26 protein-coding genes are annotated in these 26656 nt (G+C 34.9%); 10 read left to right on the top strand and 16 right to left on the bottom strand.

The features are described 5' to 3' along the window. Nucleotides 1–2: 2 nt before the first annotated feature. The 4 genes from IL45_RS02070 to IL45_RS02055 form a co-directional block, all read right to left on the bottom strand. Complete coding sequence (locus IL45_RS02070; protein ID WP_036579658.1) at nucleotides 3–800, bottom strand: universal stress protein; 798 nt, start codon at nucleotides 798–800, stop codon at nucleotides 3–5. A gap of 73 nt (nucleotides 801–873) precedes the next feature. After that, nucleotides 874–1680: a universal stress protein gene (locus IL45_RS02065; RefSeq protein WP_036579656.1), complete on the bottom strand. Its 807-nt coding sequence runs from the start codon at nucleotides 1678–1680 to the stop codon at nucleotides 874–876. Between the two features lie 75 nt (nucleotides 1681–1755). Beyond that, nucleotides 1756–2805 (bottom strand): response regulator, encoded by a 1050-nt coding sequence (locus IL45_RS02060; protein WP_036579653.1) that lies wholly within the window; start codon nucleotides 2803–2805, stop codon nucleotides 1756–1758. Between the two features lie 7 nt (nucleotides 2806–2812). Further along, complete coding sequence (locus IL45_RS02055) at nucleotides 2813–4039, bottom strand: PAS domain-containing sensor histidine kinase (protein ID WP_036579651.1); 1227 nt, start codon at nucleotides 4037–4039, stop codon at nucleotides 2813–2815. A 175-nt stretch (nucleotides 4040–4214) separates the two neighbouring features. Here IL45_RS02055 and IL45_RS02050 point away from each other — a divergent pair, with 175 nt between their 5' ends. From IL45_RS02050 to deoD, 7 genes are read left to right on the top strand one after another with little or no spacing between them, the layout of a single operon-like run. After that, nucleotides 4215–4622, top strand: a complete 408-nt coding sequence (locus tag IL45_RS02050; protein ID WP_036579649.1) for a hypothetical protein — start codon at nucleotides 4215–4217, stop codon at nucleotides 4620–4622. Nucleotides 4623–4632: 10 nt separating this feature from the next. Next, complete coding sequence (locus IL45_RS02045; RefSeq protein ID WP_036579647.1) at nucleotides 4633–5511, top strand: DnaJ C-terminal domain-containing protein; 879 nt, start codon at nucleotides 4633–4635, stop codon at nucleotides 5509–5511. Next, complete coding sequence (locus tag IL45_RS02040; protein WP_036579645.1) at nucleotides 5511–5801, top strand: chaperone modulator CbpM; 291 nt, start codon at nucleotides 5511–5513, stop codon at nucleotides 5799–5801. The genes IL45_RS02045 and IL45_RS02040 overlap by 1 nt, the downstream gene beginning before the upstream one ends. Further along, nucleotides 5801–6265 (top strand): DinB family protein, encoded by a 465-nt coding sequence (locus IL45_RS02035; RefSeq protein ID WP_036579643.1) that lies wholly within the window; start codon nucleotides 5801–5803, stop codon nucleotides 6263–6265. The genes IL45_RS02040 and IL45_RS02035 overlap by 1 nt, the downstream gene beginning before the upstream one ends. Nucleotides 6266–6268: 3 nt before the next feature. Continuing rightward, nucleotides 6269–7189: a mechanosensitive ion channel family protein gene (locus IL45_RS02030; protein ID WP_036579761.1), complete on the top strand. Its 921-nt coding sequence runs from the start codon at nucleotides 6269–6271 to the stop codon at nucleotides 7187–7189. 13 nt (nucleotides 7190–7202) lie between these two features. After that, entirely contained in the window at nucleotides 7203–7847 is a 645-nt protein-coding gene (gene deoC, locus IL45_RS02025; protein WP_036579640.1) for a deoxyribose-phosphate aldolase, read from the top strand. A gap of 18 nt (nucleotides 7848–7865) precedes the next feature. Further along, nucleotides 7866–8564 carry a purine-nucleoside phosphorylase gene (deoD, locus tag IL45_RS02020; protein ID WP_036579637.1) on the top strand — a complete coding sequence of 233 codons (699 nt, stop codon included), beginning with the start codon at nucleotides 7866–7868 and terminating at the stop codon, nucleotides 8562–8564. Between the two features lie 4 nt (nucleotides 8565–8568). Here deoD and IL45_RS02015 read toward each other — a convergent pair whose 3' ends face one another. The 3 genes from IL45_RS02015 to IL45_RS02005 all read right to left on the bottom strand — a co-directional run bounded on the left by IL45_RS02015 (nucleotide 8569) and on the right by IL45_RS02005 (nucleotide 12534). Continuing rightward, complete coding sequence (locus IL45_RS02015; protein WP_036579634.1) at nucleotides 8569–9306, bottom strand: sulfite exporter TauE/SafE family protein; 738 nt, start codon at nucleotides 9304–9306, stop codon at nucleotides 8569–8571. Next, complete coding sequence (locus IL45_RS02010) at nucleotides 9307–10155, bottom strand: universal stress protein (protein WP_036579631.1); 849 nt, start codon at nucleotides 10153–10155, stop codon at nucleotides 9307–9309. 108 nt (nucleotides 10156–10263) lie between these two features. Continuing rightward, nucleotides 10264–12534 carry a hypothetical protein gene (locus IL45_RS02005; protein WP_036579628.1) on the bottom strand — a complete coding sequence of 757 codons (2271 nt, stop codon included), beginning with the start codon at nucleotides 12532–12534 and terminating at the stop codon, nucleotides 10264–10266. A gap of 214 nt (nucleotides 12535–12748) precedes the next feature. Here IL45_RS02005 and mqo point away from each other — a divergent pair, with 214 nt between their 5' ends. Continuing rightward, nucleotides 12749–14218 carry a malate dehydrogenase (quinone) gene (gene mqo / locus IL45_RS02000; RefSeq protein WP_036579626.1) on the top strand — a complete coding sequence of 490 codons (1470 nt, stop codon included), beginning with the start codon at nucleotides 12749–12751 and terminating at the stop codon, nucleotides 14216–14218. 668 nt (nucleotides 14219–14886) lie between these two features. Here the strand turns inward: mqo and IL45_RS01990 are convergent. The 8 genes from IL45_RS01990 to tgt all read right to left on the bottom strand — a co-directional run bounded on the left by IL45_RS01990 (nucleotide 14887) and on the right by tgt (nucleotide 23822). After that, nucleotides 14887–15435 carry an REP-associated tyrosine transposase gene (locus IL45_RS01990; protein WP_051788613.1) on the bottom strand — a complete coding sequence of 183 codons (549 nt, stop codon included), beginning with the start codon at nucleotides 15433–15435 and terminating at the stop codon, nucleotides 14887–14889. Nucleotides 15436–15843: 408 nt separating this feature from the next. Continuing rightward, nucleotides 15844–16236: a DUF3997 domain-containing protein gene (locus IL45_RS01985; RefSeq protein WP_160165380.1), complete on the bottom strand. Its 393-nt coding sequence runs from the start codon at nucleotides 16234–16236 to the stop codon at nucleotides 15844–15846. 64 nt (nucleotides 16237–16300) lie between these two features. Then, nucleotides 16301–17515: an asparagine synthetase B gene (locus IL45_RS01980; protein ID WP_193742966.1), complete on the bottom strand. Its 1215-nt coding sequence runs from the start codon at nucleotides 17513–17515 to the stop codon at nucleotides 16301–16303. 208 nt (nucleotides 17516–17723) lie between these two features. Further along, nucleotides 17724–19274, bottom strand: coding sequence for a replicative DNA helicase (gene dnaB, locus IL45_RS01975; RefSeq protein WP_036579617.1), 1551 nt, complete (start codon nucleotides 19272–19274; stop codon nucleotides 17724–17726). A gap of 337 nt (nucleotides 19275–19611) precedes the next feature. Continuing rightward, nucleotides 19612–20565 (bottom strand): acetyl-CoA carboxylase carboxyltransferase subunit alpha, encoded by a 954-nt coding sequence (locus IL45_RS01970; protein WP_036579613.1) that lies wholly within the window; start codon nucleotides 20563–20565, stop codon nucleotides 19612–19614. A 167-nt stretch (nucleotides 20566–20732) separates the two neighbouring features. Beyond that, nucleotides 20733–21632, bottom strand: coding sequence for a DMT family transporter (locus tag IL45_RS01965; RefSeq protein ID WP_036579611.1), 900 nt, complete (start codon nucleotides 21630–21632; stop codon nucleotides 20733–20735). Beyond that, on the bottom strand, nucleotides 21619–22692 hold the full coding sequence (locus tag IL45_RS01960; RefSeq protein WP_036579610.1) for an LptF/LptG family permease: 1074 nt from the start codon (nucleotides 22690–22692) through the stop codon (nucleotides 21619–21621). Before IL45_RS01960 ends, IL45_RS01965 begins: the two co-directional genes overlap by 14 nt. Beyond that, nucleotides 22692–23822 carry a tRNA guanosine(34) transglycosylase Tgt gene (gene tgt / locus IL45_RS01955; RefSeq protein WP_036579607.1) on the bottom strand — a complete coding sequence of 377 codons (1131 nt, stop codon included), beginning with the start codon at nucleotides 23820–23822 and terminating at the stop codon, nucleotides 22692–22694. Before tgt ends, IL45_RS01960 begins: the two co-directional genes overlap by 1 nt. 285 nt (nucleotides 23823–24107) lie before the next feature. Between tgt and IL45_RS01950 the strand changes: the two genes are divergently transcribed. Then, on the top strand, nucleotides 24108–24953 hold the full coding sequence (locus IL45_RS01950) for a transketolase (RefSeq protein WP_036579605.1): 846 nt from the start codon (nucleotides 24108–24110) through the stop codon (nucleotides 24951–24953). A 31-nt stretch (nucleotides 24954–24984) separates the two neighbouring features. Further along, nucleotides 24985–25938: a transketolase family protein gene (locus tag IL45_RS01945; RefSeq protein WP_036579602.1), complete on the top strand. Its 954-nt coding sequence runs from the start codon at nucleotides 24985–24987 to the stop codon at nucleotides 25936–25938. A gap of 81 nt (nucleotides 25939–26019) precedes the next feature. Here IL45_RS01945 and IL45_RS01940 read toward each other — a convergent pair whose 3' ends face one another. Beyond that, nucleotides 26020–26655, bottom strand: a complete 636-nt coding sequence (locus IL45_RS01940; RefSeq protein ID WP_036579599.1) for a hypothetical protein — start codon at nucleotides 26653–26655, stop codon at nucleotides 26020–26022. Nucleotide 26656: the final 1 nt, after the last annotated feature.

Raw genomic sequence — 26656 nt, 5'->3', positions numbered from 1 at the left:
TATTATCGTGATAGATTTTGAAGAATTAAAAAAGGAATTTTAAGATTTAATCCTAACGCATCGATAGTTGGTGTTTTTAAAAAGGACTCTAGGAAAGAATGTTTAGAATTTACAAGTACTAATAAATCAATCTCATGTTTGCTGATAAAATTATTAATCACTGTGGTTCCATCTCCTAAATCATGACGGGTATATTCTATCTCGCTTTCGCGAAAGCGTGATTCCCATATTTTTTTAATTTCAATCTGCCTTTGAGATAATTGATCAAACTGTGCTATATGTAAAAGATGCACTTTAGAACGATGACATAGTGCCAGCATGCTGATTAAGTCTAGTTCTCTATCTTTAAAAGGTACCTGCAGTCCAGATGGTAAAAGAATACTATCTGGACTCTTAAACTCTAACTCGAGTGGTATGGCTAGAACAGGACAGCTAACATTTTTAATGATCTGTAAGGTATTACTACCGAAATTTCTTTTGCGATCTGCAGTTTTCCCTTGCGTTCCCATAACAACTAAGTCTGCATTCAGTAAGTCTACCAGATTATTGAGTTGTGTCATAAAATTACCTGCAATTGCGCGAGTCTCAAAACTGTGATGCGGATTATAGGTTAAATACTCTACTCGCTCTAATAAGTGATCCAGCTTTTCTTCACACGCCAGCTGTACGTCTTGCATAGGCAGATCATAGGTATGTACAATTACAAACTTAGCTTCTTCCTTATCAAAATACTGTATAGCACACTGCAACGCGTTAAAAGCATTTTCTGAAAAATCTGTAGGAACGATTATAACCTTCATAGTATCGTGGTATTTATTTACGTAAACCTATGATTTACAACACTTAAAAACTATGATATTAATCAGTTAACCGTTATTCATGAATGATTAAAAAAGGAACTTTTTTACGATAATTGAGTTCATGGTAATGCTCGGACGAGAAAAGTATATTTTCAAGAAAATTGATGTTTTTAGCAAATAGTATAACTAATTCCACTTGGTGTATACTTACAAAAAGTTGTAATGCATCATCCATTGTTTTATTTATCACAGAATGGAAACTACAAGAAAACTGCTCTAAAGCAGTTTTGAGAAATGACTTATTTTCTACCTGACTTTGTGTTAAAATAGCATTACTGGTCTGTAATTGTAATATATTGAGATGAGTCTGTGAACGATCTACAAAATCTGTAATGGTGTTGGTTGCCTTGGACCGATGAGTAAAATTAAAATCGGACAGTAAGACGACTTGTTCTAGAGGTTTACATTTAAAATCATGCGGCACAATCAACACAGGACATTTTATGCGTGTGATAATAGCTTTAGTATGAATAGCATCTATCTGTCCATTGTGAGTTGCATGAAATACATCTGTACACACTATAAGGTCTATATCATTGTCATGCACAGCTTCTTTAACTTGAGTTATGAAACTACCTTCTAATGATAAACCAATAATCTTTTGATGTGGTGCTATTAATAATTCTAAAGCCTCTACTCTTTCTTTAAAATTATAATTGGTAGCTATTAGAGTTTTAGACGCATCATCATCAATAGGCTTTAAAGAGCTAGCTGGCAACAAATAAAAGCAAATTCCAGCATCACGATACATAGATATAGCGCAATGTGCAGCGGTCCATGATGGATCTGTATTATCTACCGGTATAAGAATGTGCTTCATTGCAAATTACTTTGAGCTCACAAATGTATCGGGCTAGAAACTATGAAATAATGATAAAAATCAGTTTTCGGATATTTATTCTACTTTTTCAAGTCCATTAATATCGATAATTCTAATACTGCGTCCTTCTATTTCAATAAGTCCATCTTTTTTAAATCCAGATAAAGTGCGTATTAAACTTTCTGTAGCTATACCTGCAACACTTGCTAGATCGTTACGAGTGATACAAATATCTTCTTGAGCTTGTTTATTGAAAGCACTAGCAAATTGTAGTATCGTCTGTGCTGTTTTTTTACGTACTGAACTATAAGCCATTTGTAAAAGTTGTGTTTTTACATGAGCTACATTATCAGATAACAATTGTAACAACTCCATTGATAAATTATTACTGTGATCTAGTATTTCCTTAAGGACAGATTTAGAGACACCAACTAGTGTCACGTCTTCAAGAGCCTCTGCAGATTCTTCATAAGCAACATTATCTAATATAGAGGTAAACCCTAAAAACTCATCTTCCTTAAATAAGGAAGTAATTAACTCCTTACCACTTTTATCGATTTGGTATGTTTTAACCACTCCTTTTGTAATCAAGTAAATTCTAAATGAACGTGAACCTTCTTGATAGATTACATCACCTTTTTTAAAATTAAGCTCTTCTCCATGATCATCAAAAAAATTTTTCAATTCATTTAGATTACGCAATTGACCTTCATCACTTGAAGGTTGTGGTAAATTATTTAATAAAGATTTAAAAACTTCAGCTTTGGCTAATCGAGTTTCTATAGCGTTTAATAATTCTTCTTCTTCAAATGGTTTTGTTAGATAATCATCTGCTCCTAGATCCATTCCTTTACGTACCTCTTTATGGTCTGTGCGAGCTGATAAGAATATAAAAGGGATTTGATTGGTACTCACGTCTAGTGATAAAGCCTCTAAAACACCATAACCATCTACTTCTGGCATCATGATATCACAAACGATAACATCGGGTTTGTTATTTTGAGCTTGTTCTATTCCTAAACGACCATTTGCGGCAGTAATAACCTCAAAGTCTGACAGCTCAAGCAATTCGGCTGTATTCTCCCTTAATGCGGCATCATCTTCTATAATTAAGATCTTTTTCATTATTATGTTATTTACTTGTAGGAATAGTTATTGCAAAGGTAGAACCTTCATTTTCTTTACTTTGAAAAGTGATGTTGCCACCTAAGTTTTTCAAATGATTTTTTACAATATTAAGACCTATACCGGTACCTGGATTAAGCAATACATTTTCTGCTCTGAAATATCTATCAAAAACAAAACGTTGTTCATGTTCTGGTATTCCTATCCCTTGATCTATGATTAATATTTCTATAAAATTTACTTTTTCTACAGCTTTTATATCTACTATAGTTCCTTCACCAGAATACTTTACGGCATTATGAATAAGATTACTTAATGATAGTTCTAGTATTTTCTCATCAAATTCTATTGTTATAGCATCTGCATTTTTGGGATAATTGATACTTTGTTCATCTTTTAAATGGACGTTTGCGTCATAGATCACCTCATTAAGCACCTTGCTTAAAGGAAATGATGTTATCTTATAATTAGTCTTACCAGTATCTAATCTTTCAATAGATAAAAAGTCATCTATAATTGTATTAAGATATTTCACCTTACTCTTAATAGTATTAAGGTGTTTAACTCTTTTTTCTTGATGTTCTTCTTTAGTATATTTTGATGCAAGTGTTGCCGAAGTTAAAATACCACTAATAGGTGTTTTAAACTCATGAGAAACCAGAGATAAAAATTTGGTTTTCAGTTCATTCAGCTCTTTTTCTTTTTGTAAGGCTTCATTTGCGCTTCTCTCTGCTTCTTTTCTTAAAACAATTTCATCTTGTAACGATTTAACAGCTTGATTTAAAGAATCGGTACGCTCTTCTATCTTCTCTTCTAAATGGTTATTAAGATCTTCAATATGTTTTTCTTGAGCTTTACGTACAGTAATATCAGTGACTAAAGCCATTACGTAGTGATGATCATGTAAAGAAAAAGGATTTAAACCAGCTTCTACTGGGAACTGAGAACCGTCTTTACGCATACCGTAGAGTACACGACCTTTACCCATTTCTCGCTTCTGACTGTGTTTCATAAAACCATTGAAGTGAGAATGATGTTCTTTATGGTATGAAGAAGGAATTAATTTATGAAGATGCTGTCCTTCTAGTTCATCCTTATCATATCCAAAAATTGCTCTTGCAGAAGAATTAGTTGCCACTATAAACTGTTCTGAATTTACTACAACAATACCTTCTGACGCACCTTCAAATAAGATACGAAAAGCCTCTTCTACACTCTCTTCAAAAAACTTCATATCTCAAAAATACAATTAAAAGAAATGTTTTATTTAATAAATTAATAAAGCTTTTACAGCACTAATAAATTGAATGAACTCATCATTATTAACGATATAAAAATCCATCAACTCTCATGATATAAATCATAGTTATCATCCTGAACAACTTTTAAATTTGAGAAAACAATTGATTATGAAACCAAATATTAAAACTACAGAATCATTTTATCATAATCTAGGTAAGCTATTTTATGCCGTGGCATTTTGTGATAAAAAAATAGCACCAGAAGAATTTAAAACTTTACAAGTTTATATCGAAAAATTCTGGTTACAATATGATGAATTGACAGATATTTTGGGTGGTGATGCGGCACATCTTATAGAGATTGTTTTTGAAGGTGTTCAATTCTTTAATGAAAGTGCAGACGATATGTATCAATCCTTTGTCAGCTATAAAAATGAACAGCCACAATTGTATAATGAGCAAGTGAGTCGTTTAATTCTAGAAACTGCAAAAGCAATTGCATACTCTTATTCAAAACTCAATAAATCTGAACTCATTATACTTCATAAATTAGAAATAGAATTAAACCAGCTATAGACTACCGCACATGAAATTTATAGATTACTACAAAATATTAGGTGTAGAAAAAAATGCTAGTGAAAATGATATTAAAAAGGCATACCGTAAAATGGCTCGTAAATATCATCCTGATCTTAACCCAAATGATAAAAAAGCCGAGACTAAATTTAAGCAATTAAATGAGGCTAATGAGGTTTTAAGCAATCCTGAGAATCGTAAAAAATATGATCAATATGGTGAAAACTGGGAAAACGCAGAAGCTTATGAACAAGCAAAAAAACAGCAAAGTAAACATAAACAAGCCCCATACTACAGACAACAAAGCTACAACCAAGAGGATTTCTCAGATTACTTTGAATCTATGTTCGGCAGTGGCAGACAACAACGACAGTCTTATAGAGGTCAGGACTTAAGAGCAGAGCTTCAACTCAATCTTATGGATATTTACAAAACCCATAAGAGAACGCTGACTATTAATGGTAAAAATATTAGAATCACTATTCCTGCAGGTGTAACAAATGGACAAAGTATTAAGATTAAAAATCATGGTGGCATAAGCCCTAGTAATGGCCCTAATGGAGATTTAATCATTACTTTTTCAATTGTTAACGACACACCATTTAAAAGAGAAAAAGGCGATTTATTTATAACTCAAGACATCCCTTTACTAACCGCAATTTTAGGAGGTTCTCAACTTATTAATACCTTAGATGGCAAGGTGAAATTAACCATTAAAGAAGGTACTCAAAACGGAACTAAAGTGAAGCTTAAAGGAAAAGGTTTCCCAATCTATAAAAAAGAAGGATCTTATGGTGATTTGTATGTTACATACTCAGTTGTAATACCTGAAAAACTGTCGCCTAAACAAAAAGAACTATATCAAGAACTTTTAAAATTAGAAGACTAATGGAAGATTATGAACTCATACCTGCGATAGACTTTTGTATTGGTCATCACATTGAACTAGAGATGGTTCAAATATTAGGTAAAGAAGGTCTCATTGAAATTATAGAACTCGAAGAAGCATATTTCATACCCGAGCATCAAATAAAAAAACTTGAAAAAATAATCGTTTTCCACAAAGATTTAAATATCAATCTAGAAGGTGTAGATACGATTATAGACTTACTAGAACGTATGGAGTCTATGCAACAACAGATTATTCAATTAGAAAACAAACTACAAAGATTCTTATAATGGCTACACAAACTGAACACCTTACTTCTTTATGGAAAGAATCTCGCACGAGATTAGAGAATCAATTAAGTTCTATAACCACTTTTGACCTCAAGAAAAAACTAGCGCCATCACCTAATAGTTTAGGTTTTTTGTTGCGCCACATTGTTGATGTTGAATTATTATTTGCAAAAAATGTTTTTGGCGCAAAAGGCACAAAAATAATTGCAAAAACCATTATTGCACAACACGACACCGGTGAATGGACTGATTTAGAAAAATTGATATTAATGCTTGATAACTCTAGAGATGTATTGATGGATATTATTCAAAAACAAGATGCCACCGACTGGGAAGTAGAAATAAAAACTAAAGAATTTGGTGTCAAGACTAAAGCACAAGCTCTAGGCCGTATCATCTCACACACAGCTTATCATGCAGGTCAGTTAGGTATTATACTTAAATATGGAACCGTATTTAATTAAATGATGGAACTAATCAATCAATTACAAACATGGATCTCGCAAAATCCTATCACGGCAAGTATCTTTAAATATTTAGTTTGGGTTATAGCTATATTAATTGCTGTACAAGTTTTTAGAAAATTATTAAAGAAAAAGTTACCTGATAGTGTCACTAGATATAAATCTCAAAAAGGCGTTGAAATCATAGGTTATATTTTTATCATCTTTTTATCCATTACTTACTTTACCGGTAATATAACAGACTTTACAATTGCTATCGGGCTACTATCTGCTGGTGTAGCCATCACTCTTCAAGAGCTTTTTTTGAGTATCGCAGGTTCATTATATATATTTTTTGTGAAGGTCTACAAACCTGGTGACCGTATAGAAATTAATGGTATTAAAGGCGATGTGATAGATATAGACAGTATCTACACTACAATGATGGAAATAGGCGAATGGGTAAGCACAGATAATTATAGTGGTCGTATTGTTAAATTAAGTAATGCCTTTGTTTTTAAAGGACCCATTTATAATTTTTCTCAAGATTTCCCTTTTATTTGGGATGAATTTAATTTACCAATTCATTATAAATCAGATGTGGCTCTCACTAAAAAAATTGTCATTGACATTGCTCAAGAAGTCTTATCTGACTATGTCAATCTCTCAAAAAGCCACTGGCAAAATGTAGTTTCAAAATACTACATTGAAAATGCTATGGTAGAACCTACTATAGCAATCACACTTACTGATAACTGGATACAACTTAACTTGAGATATATTGTAGACTATAAAAAAAGACGCATTACAAAACATGAGTTACAACAGCAAATTCAACAGGCTATACTAGAGACTGATGGACTGGTTTCATTAGCATCTACTACTTTTGAAATAATTAAAATGCCAACCACTAGCATTCAAGTGACAACTCCTACTCAAGATTAATATATTAAACAACATGACTTCCATCAACACTTATATAGACCATACACAACTTAAAGCGACGTCTACATTAAACGATATAGCCCTATTATGTAAAGAAGCTATGGAGCACCATTTTTATGCCGTATGTGTTAATGGCTGTTATACCGCTTTCGCGAAAGCGGAATTGAAAAACACCTCGATAAAAATAGCAACCGTTGTGGGATTTCCTTTAGGCGCTGTCAGTACTCAAACTAAAGTTTTTGAAACTAAAGAAGCTATAGCGCACGGTGCTGATGAAATCGACATGGTGCTTCAAATAGGAGCCTTAATAAATAATGATCTTGAAACAGTGAAAAAAGATATTCTTGCGGTGCGAGAAGCTTCAAAAGGTAAAGTCCTTAAAGTCATCTTTGAGAACTGTTACCTTAATGATAGCCAAATTAAAAATGCCTGTGACATATGCCTAGAGGCAAATGTAGATTTTATTAAAACATCAACTGGTTTTGGGACTGGAGGCGCAACCATTGAAAATGTAAGATTGATGAAAGAAACAGTAGGAAATCAAATTAAAATTAAAGCTTCTGGAGGCATTAGAGATAAAGAAACTGCTCTAAAATATATAGCGCTAGGTGTTTATAGAATCGGAACTTCATCTGGTATTAAAATAGTAGAAGCATAATTAAATAAGACCCATATTATGAGTACACATATAGAAGCCAAAAAAGGAGAAATTGCAGACACCGTTCTACTTCCTGGAGATCCTATGCGAGCAAAATGGATAGCTGAAACTTTTCTGGATAACGCAATTTGTTATAATGATGTACGAGGAATGCTGGGCTATACTGGAAACTATAAAGGTAAACCTGTATCTGTACAGGGAACTGGCATGGGAATACCATCTGCACTTATCTACTGTCATGAATTAATTAATGATTATGGAGTAAAGAATCTGATACGTGTAGGATCTGCTGGTTCTTATAAAAAAGATGTAGCGATAAGAGATATTGTGATTGCAATGGCGGCCAGTACGACATCTGGAATTAATAATTCAAGATTTAAGAATGCCGACTACTCGCCTACTGCAAATTTTGATTTGTTTTTAAAAGCGTGTCTTTATGCAAGAGAAAATAACATTGACATTAAAGCTGGTAACATTCTATCTGCAGATGAGTTCTATGAAGATGATTTTGAGAACTATAAACAATGGGCAGACTATGGTGTATTGTGTGTAGAAATGGAAACTGCTGGACTATATACTATCGCAGCAAAACACAATGTTAAGGCACTTTCTATACTAACCATATCAGATTCACTAGTTACTGGAGAACATACCACGTCTGAAGAAAGAGAGACCACATTTCAAAAAATGATTGAGATAGCACTAGCCACGTTATAGTAATTTACATTTTAATGTAATCAGAAAAAACACTAGCTATACCTATAATCAATATTAATACGAGTACTAAAGTTCTAAATTGTTCTTGAGAAAAATAAGCCAGTATTCGCTTACCGATCCATGTACCTACAATAGCAACTATTAACAATAATCCTGCAATATATAGATGATCCTGGTGCATGTAACCATTGTAGTAATAAATAACAACTCTACTGGCATCTACGCCAAAATCAATAGCTGCAGATGTCGCGATAAAGGTTGCTTTATCCATCTTAAATGCAGCCATAGTAATACCTCTTATCGCACCACCAGTTCCTAATAATCCAGCACTAAGGCCAGACAAAACACCACCAGCAATAGCATTTTTATTGCTGTCCTTAACCACTAGCTTTTTAAAAATTAAAAAAACAAGACTGAGAACAATCAAAAAAACACCTAATATCAAACCCAGCATACCTGGATTAACGTATTTACTTAAAAAAGCACCAATAGAAACAAATATTATAGCCGGTATACCTAGATATAATAACAGTCTTTTATCTAAACCTTTTCTGAAGAAGGCAATTTTAGTCACATTACTGGATAAATGGAATAATGCTGTAATTCCTAAAACAGATTGAAAGTCAAAATAAAAATTTGCAACTGGCACAAAGAATACAGACGAACCGAAACCACCGATAGTTCCCAGTACTTCTGCTAATAAAGCTAGTATTAAAAAGACAGGTAGGTATCTACTAAGCATCTAGGAATTACAATCTCTTAATACTAGTAGCGGTAAAGTAGCTGCATTCACTATCTCAGAAAGATGTGATTCTGATATCATGCGCTCTAGGAAAGATTGAGACTTTACAGATATTGCTTGTAGTTGATAATTTCTAGAGCTCAGAGATTTTTTAATAATAATTAATGGTTCTTGATCTTTATGAAGCTCATAAATTACAGGACTAGGCAAACAAAACTTAATAAAAGCTTCTCGTTCTTCTCTATAATTTATAGGATCTATTTGAAATCCATGACTGAAACGCATGACATTAATTGTAGATCTAAATTTTGAAACTAATTCAAGAAAAACAACTTTGCCACACTCGTCAAATATGTCATCATAATCTAAAATAAACTGAACAGCAGTTGGCTTTTCATAGCTATATTCTGTAGGTACAGCAAGAACGGGACAGTCTGTATTTCTTATAATCCTTAAGGTATGTGAGTTAAAGATGTATTCAATGATACCACTTTTACCATCTGTACCACAGATAATTAAATCTATGTGATATTTCTTTACGGCATCATTTACAGCACTAGTAAAGACATCATAATCTACCATAGTGTGAAAATTAAAATCTTCATCCTTAGATTTTAAAATCAGTGCTTCTTTCGTTTTTTGTAAATCACTTTTATTATCATTTAATAAAGCACTTGCAATGTCGTCTTTAGGGTTTGCAACCATCAGATCATCCATGGTGTACTCCCAAAACTTCTGCACGCTCAAAAGATGAAAATCACATGATTGCCCTGTAAAAAGCTGAAGTGCATAATCGTGTGCATTTTCAGATTTATCAGTAAAATCGGTAAGTAATAGAATGTTTTTCATGACGATTGCTTTTAGTCTAATCAAATGTAATTGTTAGATTAAGAGCAAACTATGATATAAATCACGGTAAATCAATAAGCCTCATAGGACTATATAATAAATACTAGATTAGTGAGAAATGACGATATATTCTGTTCCTGTACTTTGTATAGTATATCGATCAGAAGCCGTTAGAGTATTAAAAGTATTAGCTCCTGATATAGTGTCGTCTGTAATATTAAGCGCTGATCCACCACTTAAAATTGACACAGAACCTACGATATCGTTTTTACCTATGAGTATAAAAATCTTACCTTTATTTACTGCTGCTGGTGCTGGTAAATCAACACTAGTTGTACCATTTACTATTCTAATCGTATAATCTGCTAAAGTAGCAGTATAAGACGCTCCAGAAGTTGTTTCTTCAAATGAGCTCGTTTTATTTAAATCAGCACCTGTATTTGCTAGTTTAACGATTCCAGTATCCGTTATCATTAAAGTTCTATCTGTGCTCGATGTAGATGCTTGCAATCCTTCTATTCTTAGAGGATCATTATCTACATCTTTAATGTGTACTTTATTGGTTGCATCATCGTTATCGATGTCTTGCGAATTCTCTTTGAAAAGCGCTAAGTAACCACGGTTATTAATCATTAAACCCGATTGAAAACCACCTCTAGGACCTACTAAATTATAAGTGACAAAATCCATTTTTGAAGATCTAGTCGCATCATCATTATCAACTAATCGCGCTACAATTGCACCCATTTCACGTGTACCTGCAAAATTTTCTACCGCCATACGATACGTAAATTTAGGACCATAACCAGCTAGTTTTGATAAGTCTATCATGGTAAATGTGTTGGTACTTGAATTTACATTAGTGCGTACCACACGTAATGCACCTTCATTGATAGTGGTAGCTCCATTTACAAATAACTTATCATTGGTGTACACATCACCATTGGCTATCATCGGTTGATCTGTATTAGCATAAATAGCACCAGCATCTGTTACCACGACATTTTTACCAGCATCTGCAGGTCTGTTAGCGGTGGTTCTTGTATTAACAGGATCATACGTCCACTCTGACTCATCGGTGTTCACCGGTGACCAAACACTAGCTGTACTATTCCAATAATGAAAACCTTCTTTATAGCTGATGTCATCTGTTGTAGCTGGTGTACCTAATGTATTAACCCAATCAGCATTAAGGAATACTAACTGTCCATTCTCAGAACCGTTTATCGTTAAATCAATAACTCTAGGTACTAAAACACCATCAGTAGCTGTAACAGCTCCTAAATGATTGGCTGCCCTTACGTCTAAAGATGATTTTGGTGATGAAGTGTTGATACCAGTATTGGAGTTCTTAAGAATCGTAAAGGCATTACTAAAGGTTGTAGTTCCACTTACTCTAGATCCATTACCGACACTAAATAACCTATCTGCTGCATCAAATCCAGCTGCATTAACAGGTGTATATCGCTCATTATAAGTCCCTACTACCATCTCACTTCCCGATGGACTAGAAAGGTTATTACCTAATGTAAAACTACCTAAACCTGTACTTGAATTATTATTACCCAATGAAAAGCTATTTTCACCAGATGCAACATTTGAAAAACCTATTGCAGCTGCATTAATTGCTGTGGCATCATTTAATCTTCCTAATGCAATAGCATTTTCTGCAATCGCATCACTTGTATTTCCTATGGATATACTATTTAAACCCGTTGCCTTTGATGCAATACCAGCAGATACGGAATGATTTCCACTTGCAGTCGTTCCTCTACCCATAGCAACAGAATAATCTCCTGTAGAATTATTAATATATCCTAAAGCCGTTGCTGCAGTTCCAGATACTAGATTATCGTATCCTAGTGCTATAGCATAAGAAGAGGTTGCTAGGTTATCTCGACCCATCGCCATACTGAAAGAACCCAAATTAGTATTATCCCAATCTGAGTTATCATTGTATCCAACTCTAAAAGCTCCTTTTCCTTTATCAAAAAACATTCTGTAATCATCACTTGCACCACTCATATTATTTAATTGTGTGCTTCCAAAAACAAAATCGTCTCGTGCAATATCAGTTGTATTATGTACAACACCGCTTTCACTGATAAATTCACTACTAGAGATTAATCTAATCCAGATGGTACCATTAAAGTAATAAAAGCCATCTTCATTATTTGTTTGATAAACTAAAAGGCCTTGAACAGGACTTGCTATTGCCGTTCTGTCAGATTCTTCCATACGCGGAATTAAAATTCCACCGTCAGTAGATTCAATATCTAAAATACTTGATGGATCAGGAGTGTCTGTTCCGATACCAACTTGTGCCTGTACACTTAAAGCTGATAGTAGTATGATAATTAAAATATACAAATTCTTCATAGACTACAAAGATATTATCATTTCCAGTCAATGATCATATTAAAGATAAAAACAAACATCTTATCGACGTAACAGCAGCAATAACCGACAAATACTCACTTTAACAGACTCATTATCGACTAATTACTTTATCCTATGTTTAATTAAATGATGTATGCAATATCATTTAACTCGTTTTTCTTACTCATTAATTTAATAATCCTTAAAATTGAGAATGGAAAATAAAGACTACGACCTTATATGTGTTGGCGCTGGAATCATGACCGCTACTCTAGCCCTTATTACTAAAATACTTCAACCAGAAATGCGCATTCTAATTTTAGAACGATTAGATAAAGTTGCTCAAGAAAGTAGTGCTGCATGGAATAATGCTGGTACTGGTCATAGTGCTTTGTGTGAACTTAATTATTGCCCTCAAAAAAATGATCAGGTTGATATTAGTAAGGCAATAGACATTTGTACACAGTTTGAAATGTCTAAACAATTCTGGAGGAACCTGGTAGCTCAAAATCTGATCAAAGAACCTAACTCTTTTATCAATCCAGTGCCTCATAATAGCTGGGTTTATGGAGCAGATAATGTTGATTATCTAGAGCGACGCTTTCACGCTATGAAAGAACATTTCATGTTTGATTCTATAGAATTCACAAGATCTATAGAGAAAATGAAAGAATGGTTTCCGTTAATCATGGAAGATCGTGATGAGAGCGATCATATGGCTGGCTCTAGAATCAATCGTGGTGCCGAAATGAACTTCGGGTCTCTAACAGAACAGCTATTCCATATCCTAAAAAAAGAATATAACGTCACCGTTTCATTTAATGAAGAGGTTCAAGATGTAGATCCAGATAAAGATATAGAATGGGACGTCATTACAAAAAATAAGATCAGTGGTGATACTAGAACTTTAAGTGCACACCATGTTTTTATAGGTGCCGGTGGCGGTAGTTTGTTACTATTACAAAAGGTAGAAATAGACGAAAAAGAAGGTTATGGCGGATTTCCAGTAAGTGGCGCATGGCTGGTTTGTAAAAACCAAGAGATCATTAACCAGCATTACGGCAAGGTTTATTCTAAAGCTGGACCTAATGATCCACCGATGAGCACGCCACATCTAGATACGAGATTTATTAATGGGAAACGCGAATTACTATTTGGTCCTTTTGCCGGTTTTAGCCCTAAGTTTTTAAAAGAAGGTTCTTACCTCGATCTTTTTAAATCCATAAAGAGCGATAACATCAAACCCATGCTGGAGACCTTTTGGGATAATCTACCATTAACACAATACTTAGTAAATCAAGTCACTATGTCCTTTGATGACCGCATGGATGACTTGCGCAAGTTCTATAAAAATGCCAAAAACGAAGATTGGGAATACCTAGTTGCTGGACAGCGCGTTCAAATCATTAAAATAGATGAGTTTGAAGGCGGACAGTTACAGTTTGGTACTGAAGTCATTGCCAGTAAAGATGGAAGCATTACTTGCCTTCTAGGCGCTTCTCCTGGAGCTTCTACAGCGGTAAAGATTATGCTAGACGTGATTGAAAAAGCTTTTCCTGAACTCATAGAAAATCCTGAAATCTTAAATAAACTGCAAGAAATGATTCCTTTTTATAAGACTGAGGTTACTAAAGAATTGTTTGAAAAGGAATTGAAGAAATCTAAAGAATTGTTGGAGTTGTAGTATTATAAATAAAAAATCTCTTATTGAATGTCGCTGATTGTCGCGCGCGTTTGCAACGCGAGCAACTTGGTTCGTAATTTACCAGTGCTATCACATTTTTCCTCTCCAAATTTCCAACACTTCTGAAGTATTCTTGTTCAATACTACATTGTAAGTTTTACAACGCGCGCGTTTTTCGTTTTTATTACAAGTTGAAAGTTGAACTAACCAAACTCGATTCTCGTTTAGTGATTTTATTGTGAAATTCTCAAATTCAGACAAATCATATTTATAACCAATCTCCCAAATTAATAAGGCCATTTTTTTAGCACTTTCTTCAGTCGGGAGAATATCAGTATTATACCTAGTAATTATCTCAACTTTTTCGTCAAATCGGTTTATATGATGGAACAAATTTTGAGAACTACAAGCAAAAAAAATGTAACAAATTGAACATACGATAATCACAAATCTTAATCTCAACACTTTTGACTGTTTTATTGTTTTTGAATTTTAAAAAAAGTTAACACCACTATAGCAAAAACACTAACCAATATAAAATCAAACACTTGTAAATATAGAATTAAGAACAAACCAGATATAATAAATATGATAATGTAATTACAAATGTCGCGCGCGTTTATAACGCGTGATGCTCTATAATTGCATTTATAATGCAAACACTTCACTTAATACCATTTTGAAATTTCTATCGGACATTTACCATTTTCTAAATATGCAGTTGCACTACTATGAACCCAATCTTCTTCATTTTTAACATAACCAGCAGCTATCGGGTTATAATGAATATAATTGAATGCTGCTTCTAGCTTTTTAGTCCGATCCATAATCTTTGGATGAAAACCATCCTTCCATACTTTATAATTTGAATGTCTTTTTGATTTCTTTGCATGAAAAGCAAATTTATTCAATAACCATTCAGATCGACTTTCTCCAACTTCATTAATTGCTTCAATAAAAGCTTTTGAAGTAAATTTCTTTAAATCTCTAATAATATCATTTAAATCAATCTTTTGAGTACCTACTATCATATGGACATGACTAGGCATTATTACATAAGCAAATACGATTAATCCTTTTTCCTTAACACAATAGTTTATAGAATCTTCCAGAATATGAATATATCGATCTCTTGTAAACAAATCAATCCAATCCACAACAGTCATTGTAATGAAATAATTTTCTTCTTGATCTTTTACCTTGTATCGCTCAGACATAAATGCAAGATATAAAATATGTTTATCGCATTGCAAATGCTAAATTAAAGCGAACGCGTTACAAACGCGCGCGACGTGGGAATATCCGATTCTTTTAGGGTATTTATAAAAGTTAAGACTTTTGCTTTTACATTATCTTCCAATGAAGCTCCTGTTTTATTATTTTTAATGGAACATGAAAAAGAGGTGATTATTAAAAAAATTAAAATGAATATTTTCATAGTCTTGCCCATTTTTTTTATATAAGAACTTAGCGTACATTTTGAGTCAAAAACATTATGGAATTCACCACGTGGCGCTCGTTTTTAACGCGTGCGCTGCTAATTTAATAAATTATTTAAACTGATATCGCGTACTACAGATTCACTATTAAAAGATTAACATCGTAAATGCGAGCGATATCTAATATTAAGGAAGTTGAAAATTACTAGGTATTTTAAACTTTGATCTTAAACCTTCGTATTCTAAACTGTCTAATGGACCAAATAATACATTTTCTTTCTTGTAAAGAATCCAATAATAAGTATTAGTTTGATTGATGTTGTATAGATAATTTTTAGAATACATGGCATCCTGAGGTAATTTAGGTTTTTGTTTTGCAATTATTAAATCATTATTGTAATTATAGCTTAATATTTCCGCAGGAACTTCAACGCCTTCTTTCTTTTCACAAAGAATATCTTTTATTTTGCCTCCTTCATTCCTATAGAAATATCCATCACCTAAATCTTTTGTGTAATCCGAAGTACAACTTAGAGTAGTATAAGGCACAGATATTAAGAACAGATAAAAAAGCCTCATAAAGTTTTTTTTTACAATTTTAAAGAAGAGCATATAAATATAAAAACAACATACCTCATAAAAATCAAGTCTTCTGCTTCTTCTTCCTAGCCGCTGGGAATAATACGTTATTTAATATCAAGCGATATCCTGGCGAGTTGGGATGCAGGCTCAATTCTGTAGGTGGATCTCCTACTCTATGCTGGTAATCTTCTGGATCGTGTCCTCCGTAAAAGGTGAAGAATCCTTTACCACGTATACCATGAATATATTTTGCTTCCTTGTTAGATCTATTTTCCCCTAGTACCAATACGTTTTTCTTCACTTCATCACGATCGTAACTAGTCGTTTGTCCCATAAATCCTTTTACGAGACTGGTGTGATTTTGATTCAACATTGTTGGGATAGGATCCCATTTTGCGCTGAAATCCATTAAAGAAAAGTAATCCAATTCTTTTTTAATACCACGCTTCTGCGTCATGTCTATAGAGCTGAATTCATACACATTAGGTGATCGTTCTAAGGTAAAATCTGTAAAGGCAAAGGTCTTTGTGTAATCAATTTTAGTTTGATAGGCAGCTTCACTAGCATCACCGTCAAACATAGGCTCAGCGATATCAACACCTTCGGCGGCAAGGGCAATGTCAAAGCTGTCTGTAGCGCTACACATCGCAAACATAAAGCCACCACCGACTACATAATCACGTATTTTAAGTGCTACGTCGCGTTTTGCCTCACTTACTTTATCGTATCCTAGTTTAGCAGCACGTTCTTCGGCTTCCTTTTTTTCTTGAATGTACCAGGCTGCTGTTTTAAAGCTTCTGTAAAATTTACCATATTGACCTGTAAAATCTTCATGGTGCAAGTGCAGCCAGTCATAGAGTAATAACTCGTCTGCAAGAACTTCTTCATCATAGACCTTAGTATAAGGAATCTCTGCATAGGTAAGTACCATCGTTACCGCATCGTCCCACGGCAACTTTCCTGTAGGTGTATACACGGCTATTTTAGGTGCTTTTTCTAGCAATACTTCTTGCATGTTTTGAGATGGACTAGCAATAAGAGCAAGTATATCGCTCACTTCACTTTCTGTCATTTCCTCATAACTCACGCCGCGTACGATTAATTCCTTCTTTATTTCATCGACATCGGGCATTAAAAAAGAGCCACCACGATAGTTCAATAACCATTTTACTTTGGTCCCTTTACTGAGTACCCAATAGGAAACTCCATAGGCTTTTAAGTGATCGTTTTGCGTGTCTGCATCCATAGGAACAAATAAGTATTGTCCCATTGCCATAGGCGCCCATAGTGCTAGAAAGGCGTATAATAGAAATTTCTTAAACATAAACATGTGTACTTTTGAGCTGTGAGATGGTTCATTACGCTTTCGCGAAAGCGTAAACCCAATCATCTACATCATAAAAAATGCCATACTATGGCTCGATGGCTAAGATAGCAAAGAACGCAGTAGTTATAGAAAAAAGTATATGCTTTTTAAAGATGACCTAGAAAGGCACCTCATCATCTGGACTCGCAGGGAAATCACCAAATGCGTCTTGAGCGCTAGGTAAACTTCTAGGATCAAGTCCATCTGGCCTGTTAGTATCATCGTTTGCCGCATTCATTTTTGAACCAAATTCATATGGCGTCGAGAAATCATCAAGATTATCAAACTTACCAAACTGCCCAAGGAATTTAAGACGTATCGCATCTGTCGCACCATTACGGTGTTTTGCAACGATAAATTCGGCTTGATTTGCGGTTGGGCTGCGATCATCATCATCCCATTCTTCAAGGTTATAATACTCTGGTCTATAGATAAAGGATACAATATCTGCATCTTGCTCGATTGCTCCAGATTCACGCAGGTCAGATAGTAAAGGTCTTTTACTACCACCACGAGTCTCTACCGCACGCGATAGCTGTGATAGTGCTATTACAGGAACACTCAGTTCTTTTGCCAGTGCTTTAAGATTACGAGAAATGGTTGATATTTCCTGTTCACGGTTACCACCTTTTGCACCTGTCTGTGCGGTCATTAACTGTAAGTAATCAATCATGATTAACTTGATACCATGTTGTGAGGCCAGACGTCTACACTTTGCACGCAAGTCAAAAATGGATAATGATGGTGTATCATCTATGAAAATAGGTGCTCGCTCTAGATCTTTTACTTTAACGTTAAGCTGTTCCCATTCAAAGGGCTCAAGCTTACCGGTTCTTAACTTTTCACTGCTTAATCCAGTTTCTGAAGATATCAAACGAGTAATCAATTGTACAGAACTCATCTCTAGTGAGAAGAATGCTACTGGTATATTAGATCCTACCGCCACGTTACGTGCCATAGAAAGTGTAAAGGCCGTTTTTCCCATACCAGGACGTGCCGCGATAATAATTAAATCACTAGGCTGCCATCCAGATGTTAAACGATCTAGATCTGTAAATCCAGTAGGGATACCACTTAATCCATCACGGTTTGCGATATCTTCAATACGCTGCTTTGCCTGTTTTACCAGATCCATTGCAGACTCTGTACTTTTTCTAATATTACCTTGAGTTACCTCATACAGTTTAGATTCTGCCTTATCTAGTAGGTCAAAAACGTCTGTAGACTCTTCATAAGAGTCTGAAATAATCTCTGTAGATAGTTTAATCAAACTACGCTGAATAAACTTTTGCTGTATAATTCTAGCGTGAAATTCAATGTGTGCCGTTGAACTTACTAGCTGTGACAATTGCACAAGATAATGGTCACCACCAGCGGCTTCACTTTTCTCATCTTTACGCAATTGAGCACTAACGGTTAATAAGTCGACCGGACTACCGCTTTTAAACAGTTTATCAATAGCGTCAAAGATGTATTGATGGGATTTTTGATAGAAAACCTCAGGTGTTAACAGGTCAATAACCTCATCCACACCTTTACCATCAATCATCAACGCTCCTAGAACAACTTTCTCTAAATCAACAGCTTGCGGTGGTATCTTTCCTCTCTCAAGAGGAACGACCATACTATTGTCTGTTTTAGATACGGCTAATGATTGAATTTTTTCCATAGGTTCAAAAGTAGTGCTTTAAAGGTGTTTATTAAGTATAGGGATGTCACACGGTAGTTAACAAATTAACTATTTATTATGATGACAACCTGTTGATAACTGCAGTTTTTTTTTGATTGTATTGTAAATCAATAGGCGACAAAAATCGCGCCTAAATTTGAAACAAAAATAAGGTCGTTGATAAGTTTTACACCACGATTTCTCCTACTTTTTAAAGAAAATACTTTGTTGCTTGAGGATAAACAAGATGCAAAATGATCGCTAGGTATTTTATCGACGATAAAAAAATCCCTAGACCTATCGGTCTAGGGATTTTATATATAAGATGGTAATAGGCTTACTCTTTGTAAACACCCATATTACAATATTTATCCATACGTTGTTCAACAAGCTCTGGAGCTTTTAGAACTTTCAATTCTTCATAATGGCGTAATATGCATGCACTTACTGCTTTAAAAGTATCAGGTCTATTAGTATGCGCGCCACCTACTGGTTCTTTGAGGATCTCATCAACCAGTTTCATTTTTTTCATATCAGTTGCAGTTAGCTTTAACGCATCTGCAGCTTGCTCTTTAAATTCCCAGCTGCGCCATAAAATGGAAGAACAAGACTCTGGTGAGATGACAGAGTACCAAGTGTTTTCAAGCATTATTACTCGATCACCTACTCCTATACCTAGCGCTCCACCACTTGCTCCTTCACCTATGATCATTACAATGATAGGTACTTTTAAACGAGTCATTTCAAGAATATTGCGAGCAATTGCTTCACCTTGTCCACGTTCCTCAGCTTCTAGTCCTGGATATGCACCTGGTGTGTCAATAAGACATACTACAGGAACACCAAATTTCTCGGCACTTTTCATAAGACGTAAGGCCTTACGATATCCCTCAGGATTTGCCATACCGAAATTGCGATACTGACGTGTCTTGGTATTAAAACCTTTTTGCTGACCGATGAACATAAAGCTCTGGTCGCCTATCTTACCTAGTCCACCTATCATCGCTTTATCATCCTTTACTCCACGATCACCGTGCAGCTCTAGCCATGTGTCACCACAAATTGCTTTGATATAATCTAGTGTATAAGGACGAGCAGGATGACGTGACATTTGCACACGTTGCCATGGCGTTAAATTGCCATAAATCTCTTTGCGAGTCGCTTTTAATTTTTTCTCTATTTGTTTACAGGTTGCGGTAACGTCTACTTCGCTATCACTTCCTATGGCCAGCGTTTGCTGGTATTTTTCTTCAAGTTCCTTGATAGGTAATTCAAAATCAAGATATTCCATAAACTTAGGGTTGTTCTTGTTAGGAAGACAAATATAATAGATTCTTTTAAGCGATAGCACCTCAATAGTATAAGATATTAAGAGGTTTTATTTTATTCGCTTTCGCGAAAGCGACATGAAACAGCTCTTTAACTTTTAAAATAATTATAGAGCTATTAATGCTTCTACTATTTGCGTTGTAAACGTGTCTTTATAAAACCATTGAGGACAATAACCACTAGAATAACAATGGCACCAATGTAGAACTGTGGTGTCATTTGCTCTGCATCGCCCAATATGAAAAACGCTAGTAGAATCCCATAAACTGGCTCGAGGTTTGTGGTAAGCATGACCGTATAAGCACTTAAATACTTCATTACTTTTACACTAGCGATAAACGCATAAGCAGTACATACAGATGCTAATATTCCCATCCACAACCAGTCATCACTAGACAATTGTTGTGGTCCAACAAAGTCAAATTGTGGGAGCGCAAAAAATAAGGATAGCAATAATACACCACTTAATAATTCATAAAACGATATCATTGACGGAGGATGCTCTTTTGCAAAAGTCACATTCATAATCGAGAATGTAGCGCTCAAAAAAGCACTTATTATTCCCAGCACCATTCCCATAATATACTCTGTCTCTACTTGAAAAATATAATACAAAGCACCTATAATCACCATCCCAAATACTAGTTCATACCATACCAATTTTTTAGGCGTAAACAGCGGTTCTAGCAAGGCTGTAAAAAAAGCTCCTGTACTCATCATCGCAAGAGTAACAGATACATTAGACGCTTTAATGGCACCAAAAAATGTAATCCAGTGCAAGGCGATGACCATACCTGCTAGACAAATGGATAGCAAACGCTTGCGCGGTACTTTATGAACTCCCGTAAATTGAAACGGAATCTTTTTCACCTTCATGTAGATCACAATCATAATGACGGCTAGCACCATGCGCCACCAGACTAGAGGCACAGATTCTATCGAAATAAGTGCACCTAATACTGCGGTAAAACCCCAAATAAAAACTATAAAATGAAGATGGAGATAATTAAATAATCTATCGTCGCGCATTTCTTATCAGGAATAAAGCTACTATACCAAAGAATATATTAGGAGCCCAAACGGCGATCCATGGTTCAAACGATGTGCTTTTCTCTGCAATAGTTCCGAATACTTTATCCAAGAACATATAACTCATTGCTATGGCTAGACCTATCGCAAGATTCACACCCATTCCACCTCGCTTTTTAACAGACGATACTGCAACAGCTATAATGGTAAATATTAAAGCACTTACAGGTATGGATGTACGCTTATGTTTCTCAACATAATATACGTTCATATTTCCATTACCACGACTTTCTTCCGTCTCTATAAAATCAAGAAGCTTTTGATAAGATAAAGTCTCTGCCACATAAGATGATGGAGTTAACTCATCTATATCAAAATTAAGAATGGTGTCTAATTTTGCTTTAGTAGTTAATATTTCTCCATTTTCCTGCAGTACACGTTTTTTATAACGACTGAGTGTGTAAATGCTGTCTTTAAAAGCAATACGTTCTGCGTATAATTTATACTCTAGTTCATTGCCGTTAAAATGCTCTAAGGTAAAATCGTATCCTGTTTTTCTTCCAGAATTGTAATTACTTACATACACATAATCGTCATCCGATATACGCCGGAAAACATTATTGGTCTGCCGTTCTTTTTCTGACTTAAAGTATTTGAACTGAAACTCATTAAATCCTGCTGCTGCATCTGGAACAAACACGGTACTAAATACTAAAGCGGTAACACAAACTAATACCGCACCTATTATGTAAGGACGCAAAAATCTATTGTAAGACACTCCAGAACTTAGAAAGGCGACAATCTCTGTATTATTAGCCAGTTTAGAAGTGAAAAACATGGTAGAAATAAAGAGAAAAATAGGAAATAAGAAATTTGAAAAATAGATGGTAAAGTCTAGAAGGTACATCATCACCTCGGCAAAAGGGATGTTTTTACTTAAGATCTTCCCTATCTTTTCTGCAATATGCACGGTAATCATAATAGGTATGAAAAGGCACAAGAGCAGTAGAAAAGCTCCTAAGTATTGTTTTAATATGTATCTATCTAGAATTTTAAGCACTAAAGTCTATTATCCATTTGTTTAACCATCTTATCCTTCCATGTTCTAAAGTCACCTGCTATTATATGCTTGCGAGCTTCTCTCATTAACCATAAATAGAAGGATAAATTGTGTATGGTACAAATTTGTCTACCCAACATCTCGTTTACAGTAAATAAGTGACGTACATAAGCTTTAGAATAAGCAGTATCTACCCAAGCATAATCTCCCGGATCTAATGGTGAGAAATCTGTTTCCCATTTCTTATTCTTCATGTTCATGGTACCATGAGCTGTAAAAATCATCCCATTACGCCCATTACGTGTAGGCATCACACAGTCAAACATGTCGACACCTAACGCTACATTTTCTAATAGATTAATAGGCGTTCCCACACCCATAAGATATCGAGGTTTATCCTTAGGCAATACAGCTGTAACGACATCTGTCATAGCATACATTTCCTCAGCCGGCTCACCTACTGACAGTCCACCTATCGCATTTGCAGGCATATCACAATTTGCGATAAACTCAGCACTTTGTTCTCTTAAATCCTTGTATGTACTTCCTTGAATGATCGGAAATAAAGTTTGATTAAAACCATATTTATTAGGAGTATTGTTAAAGTGCTCTATACACCTTTTTAACCATCGGTGAGTCATGTGCATACTGCGACGCGCATAATTATATTCACATGGATATGGAGTACACTCATCAAATGCCATAATAATATCTGCACCTATACTGCGCTGTATATCCATAGCACGTTCTGGAGTAAAAAAGTGGTATGAACCATCTATATGTGATTTAAATTTCACACCTTCTTCTTTAATCTTACGATTTGCACTAAGAGAATACACTTGATATCCACCTGAGTCCGTAAGAATAGGACGATCCCAGTTCATAAATTTATGTAATCCACCAGCTTTTTCTAGCACATCTATACCAGGTCGTAAGTATAGGTGATAGGTGTTTGCTAGTATAATGTCAGGATTGACATCGTTTTCTAGCTCGCGTTGGTGAACGCCTTTAACAGTACCTACAGTACCTACAGGCATAAATATAGGAGTCTCAATCGCTCCATGGTCCGTGTGCACAACTCCAGCTCTCGCTTGGCTTTGTGAATCAGTTTGTAATAAATCAAATTTCATGCGGCGCAAAGATACTTTAATGAACTTGAATTTGTACTTCATTTTAATATCTCAAAATGAATTAGGAACCAATTGAAGTAGATAATTATAAATATAGACATTGTTATTATGCTTTCGCGAAAGCGTAATTATGACAACTCTAACGGCACTTATAAATAAACTAGTTCTCCACTATTTTTTAATTTGTTTACAAAACATGGTTTTTAGTTAATAAGTGGTAGGTAATTGACCCTTTAAAAAAATGAGAATCGTTCTAACTTTGAACCATCATCAAAAAAAACCAAAATGGCTGATACACAGCACTTAAAAGATTTAGTAACGCAAGTACGTCGCGATATCGTAAGACAAGTACACGCGGTTAGTAGTGGACATCCTGGAGGCTCTCTAGGTTGCACAGAATTTCTTGTTACCTTATATAATGAAGTAATGGATCATGATCCTAGCTTTAACATGGACGGAATAAATGAAGATTTATTCTTTTTATCTAATGGTCACATCTCACCTGTTTTTTATAGTGTTCTTGCTCGTGCTGGATATTTCCCGGTATCTGAGTTAAGTACTTTTAGAAAACTAAACACCAGACTACAAGGTCACCCAACAACTCATGAAGGCTTACCAGGTGTGCGTATTGCAAGTGGTTCATTAGGTCAAGGAATGAGTGTTGCTATAGGTGCTGCACAAGTTAAAAAGTTAAACGGAGATGATAAAACGGTTTTCACACTTCATGGAGATGGTGAATTACAAGAAGGACAGATCTGGGAAGCTGCTATGTATGCGTCTGCAAATAAGGTTGATAATTTAATATCAACAATTGATGTGAATGGGCAACAGATTGACGGTAGTACAGAACAGGTACTTGCATTAGGTGATTTACGTAATAAATTTGAAGCTTTTGGCTGGGATGTTATTACGGTTCAGAAAGGAAATGATGTAGATGCAATTATCACTGGAATGAAAGAAGCAATGAATCTTACTAGAAAAGGTAAGCCCGTTTGTATCCTGCTTCATACTGAAATGGGTAATGGTATCGACTTTATGATGGGATCTCATGCATGGCATGGTATTGCTCCTAATGATGAGCAACTTGCTGAAGCATTAAGACAGAATCCAGAAACCTTAGGTGATTATTAATTAAAACACGCTGTATTAACAGCATGAGTATATGAAAATTTACGAAAATACAGGAAGTAAGGATACGAGATCAGGTTTTGGTGACGGACTTACGGAACTAGGAAAAAAGAATGAGAACGTTGTAGCGCTATGTGCTGATTTAACGGGTTCTCTAAAAATGAATGCTTTTGCAGATAATCATCCAGAGCGTTTCTTTCAAGTTGGTATTGCAGAGGCAAACATGATGGGAATCGCGGCAGGTATGACTATAGGTGGTAAAATTCCATTTACGGGAACTTTTGCTAACTTTTCTACAGGTCGTGTTTATGACCAGATCAGACAAAGCATCGCATATTCTGATAAGAATGTAAAGATTTGTGCTTCTCACTCAGGTCTTACTCTAGGAGAAGATGGTGCAACACACCAAATTTTAGAAGACATAGGATTAATGAAAATGTTGCCTGGCATGACTGTAATCAACACGTGTGACTACAATCAAACTAAAGCAGCTACACTAGCTATAGCGGAGCATCACGGACCTGTTTATTTAAGATTCGGTCGTCCTAAAGTAGCTAACTTCACTCCAGAAAATGGAACGTTTGAAATAGGAAAAGCAGTGATGCTACAGGAAGGTACTGACGTTACTATCATAGCTACTGGTCATTTAGTTTGGGAAGCTTTAGAAGCGGCTAAAACTCTTAATGAAAAAGGAATCAGCGCAGAGGTCATTAATATTCACACTATTAAGCCTCTTGATGAAGCTGCTATCATCGCATCAGCTAAAAAAACTGGTTGTGTCGTTACTGCCGAAGAGCACAATTATCTAGGCGGATTAGGAGAAAGTGTTGCTCGCACATTAGCGATGCACCATCCAACGGCACAAGAATTTGTTGCTACCCAGGATACCTTTGGTGAAAGTGGAACACCAGCTCAATTATTAGAAAAATATGGCTTAAACGCAGAGAATATTGCATTAAAAGCTGAAAAAGTAATAAGCAGAAAGTAATCTTTCATCTTATTCAAATTAAAAAATCCTTTAAGCTGAGCTTAAAGGATTTTTTTTGTTTTCTAATTGTCCAGCAACCGTCTAAAAGCGATAAGCTATCTTAGGAAGCATGGAAAAAGAGTTCAAATCTTTAGTCGTGCCTCGCTCCATTTTAAATGGTGTATACTGCATATCAAATGATATTTGAACTATCGATTTATCCTTAAAACTAAAGGTATATGATAACCCAGGTGCTACTAGAAAAGAGTTTATATTATCATAATCCAAAACAGCATCTCCTGCCCTAGTTACCGGATCAAGAAATATTGATGACATCCCTAATCCAAAAGTTAGTTCTAAGCGATTTCTATCTTTTTCCCATATGTATTTATTAAGCTTTAAATAAGCATTTAATATAGTAGTCGCCTCAATTTCATAATCCTCATTATTATCTCTTAATAGAAAGAAATTTTCTTGTTGAGGAATAACAAGTTGAACTCCTAACTCAAAACTCCTACTATAAGAATCATCTGGTATTACAATTCCTAATTCAAAAAAAGGTGCATTATTTAAAAAATACGATAGTTTGCTGGTAGGAATCCAATAACCTGCACCTATTTTTACATAAGGTATATTTTGGTTAATGTCTAATTCTGCAGATGATGTAGCCCCATTACTTTGTGCTACACAATTTAGTGATAAGACTAAAGTGATGATACAAATTACAATTGATTTCATG

The sequence above is a fragment of the Nonlabens ulvanivorans genome, assembly GCF_000732625.1.
GTDB lineage: Bacteria > Bacteroidota > Bacteroidia > Flavobacteriales > Flavobacteriaceae > Nonlabens > Nonlabens ulvanivorans.
This window is presented reverse-complemented; position numbering and strand designations above follow the sequence as displayed.

What these genes read in the sequence shown, in the direction of transcription:
- IL45_RS02070 (WP_036579658.1), bottom strand. Translation starts at nt 800, where the DNA reads ATGAAGGTTATAATCGTTCCTACAGATTTTTCAGAAAATGCTTTTAAC.
- IL45_RS02065 (WP_036579656.1), bottom strand. Translation starts at nt 1,680, where the DNA reads ATGAAGCACATTCTTATACCGGTAGATAATACAGATCCATCATGGACC.
- IL45_RS02060 (WP_036579653.1), bottom strand. Translation starts at nt 2,805, where the DNA reads ATGAAAAAGATCTTAATTATAGAAGATGATGCCGCATTAAGGGAGAAT.
- IL45_RS02055 (WP_036579651.1), bottom strand. Translation starts at nt 4,039, where the DNA reads ATGAAGTTTTTTGAAGAGAGTGTAGAAGAGGCTTTTCGTATCTTATTT.
- IL45_RS02050 (WP_036579649.1), top strand. Translation starts at nt 4,215, where the DNA reads ATGAAACCAAATATTAAAACTACAGAATCATTTTATCATAATCTAGGT.
- IL45_RS02045 (WP_036579647.1), top strand. Translation starts at nt 4,633, where the DNA reads ATGAAATTTATAGATTACTACAAAATATTAGGTGTAGAAAAAAATGCT.
- IL45_RS02040 (WP_036579645.1), top strand. Translation starts at nt 5,511, where the DNA reads ATGGAAGATTATGAACTCATACCTGCGATAGACTTTTGTATTGGTCAT.
- IL45_RS02035 (WP_036579643.1), top strand. Translation starts at nt 5,801, where the DNA reads ATGGCTACACAAACTGAACACCTTACTTCTTTATGGAAAGAATCTCGC.
- IL45_RS02030 (WP_036579761.1), top strand. Translation starts at nt 6,269, where the DNA reads ATGGAACTAATCAATCAATTACAAACATGGATCTCGCAAAATCCTATC.
- deoC (WP_036579640.1), top strand. Translation starts at nt 7,203, where the DNA reads ATGACTTCCATCAACACTTATATAGACCATACACAACTTAAAGCGACG.
- deoD (WP_036579637.1), top strand. Translation starts at nt 7,866, where the DNA reads ATGAGTACACATATAGAAGCCAAAAAAGGAGAAATTGCAGACACCGTT.
- IL45_RS02015 (WP_036579634.1), bottom strand. Translation starts at nt 9,306, where the DNA reads ATGCTTAGTAGATACCTACCTGTCTTTTTAATACTAGCTTTATTAGCA.
- IL45_RS02010 (WP_036579631.1), bottom strand. Translation starts at nt 10,155, where the DNA reads ATGAAAAACATTCTATTACTTACCGATTTTACTGATAAATCTGAAAAT.
- IL45_RS02005 (WP_036579628.1), bottom strand. Translation starts at nt 12,534, where the DNA reads ATGAAGAATTTGTATATTTTAATTATCATACTACTATCAGCTTTAAGT.
- mqo (WP_036579626.1), top strand. Translation starts at nt 12,749, where the DNA reads ATGGAAAATAAAGACTACGACCTTATATGTGTTGGCGCTGGAATCATG.
- IL45_RS01990 (WP_051788613.1), bottom strand. Translation starts at nt 15,435, where the DNA reads ATGTCTGAGCGATACAAGGTAAAAGATCAAGAAGAAAATTATTTCATT.
- IL45_RS01985 (WP_160165380.1), bottom strand. Translation starts at nt 16,236, where the DNA reads ATGAGGCTTTTTTATCTGTTCTTAATATCTGTGCCTTATACTACTCTA.
- IL45_RS01980 (WP_193742966.1), bottom strand. Translation starts at nt 17,515, where the DNA reads ATGGCAATGGGACAATACTTATTTGTTCCTATGGATGCAGACACGCAA.
- dnaB (WP_036579617.1), bottom strand. Translation starts at nt 19,274, where the DNA reads ATGGAAAAAATTCAATCATTAGCCGTATCTAAAACAGACAATAGTATG.
- IL45_RS01970 (WP_036579613.1), bottom strand. Translation starts at nt 20,565, where the DNA reads ATGGAATATCTTGATTTTGAATTACCTATCAAGGAACTTGAAGAAAAA.
- IL45_RS01965 (WP_036579611.1), bottom strand. Translation starts at nt 21,632, where the DNA reads ATGCGCGACGATAGATTATTTAATTATCTCCATCTTCATTTTATAGTT.
- tgt (WP_036579607.1), bottom strand. Translation starts at nt 23,822, where the DNA reads ATGAAATTTGATTTATTACAAACTGATTCACAAAGCCAAGCGAGAGCT.
- IL45_RS01950 (WP_036579605.1), top strand. Translation starts at nt 24,108, where the DNA reads ATGGCTGATACACAGCACTTAAAAGATTTAGTAACGCAAGTACGTCGC.
- IL45_RS01945 (WP_036579602.1), top strand. Translation starts at nt 24,985, where the DNA reads ATGAAAATTTACGAAAATACAGGAAGTAAGGATACGAGATCAGGTTTT.
- IL45_RS01940 (WP_036579599.1), bottom strand. Translation starts at nt 26,655, where the DNA reads ATGAAATCAATTGTAATTTGTATCATCACTTTAGTCTTATCACTAAAT.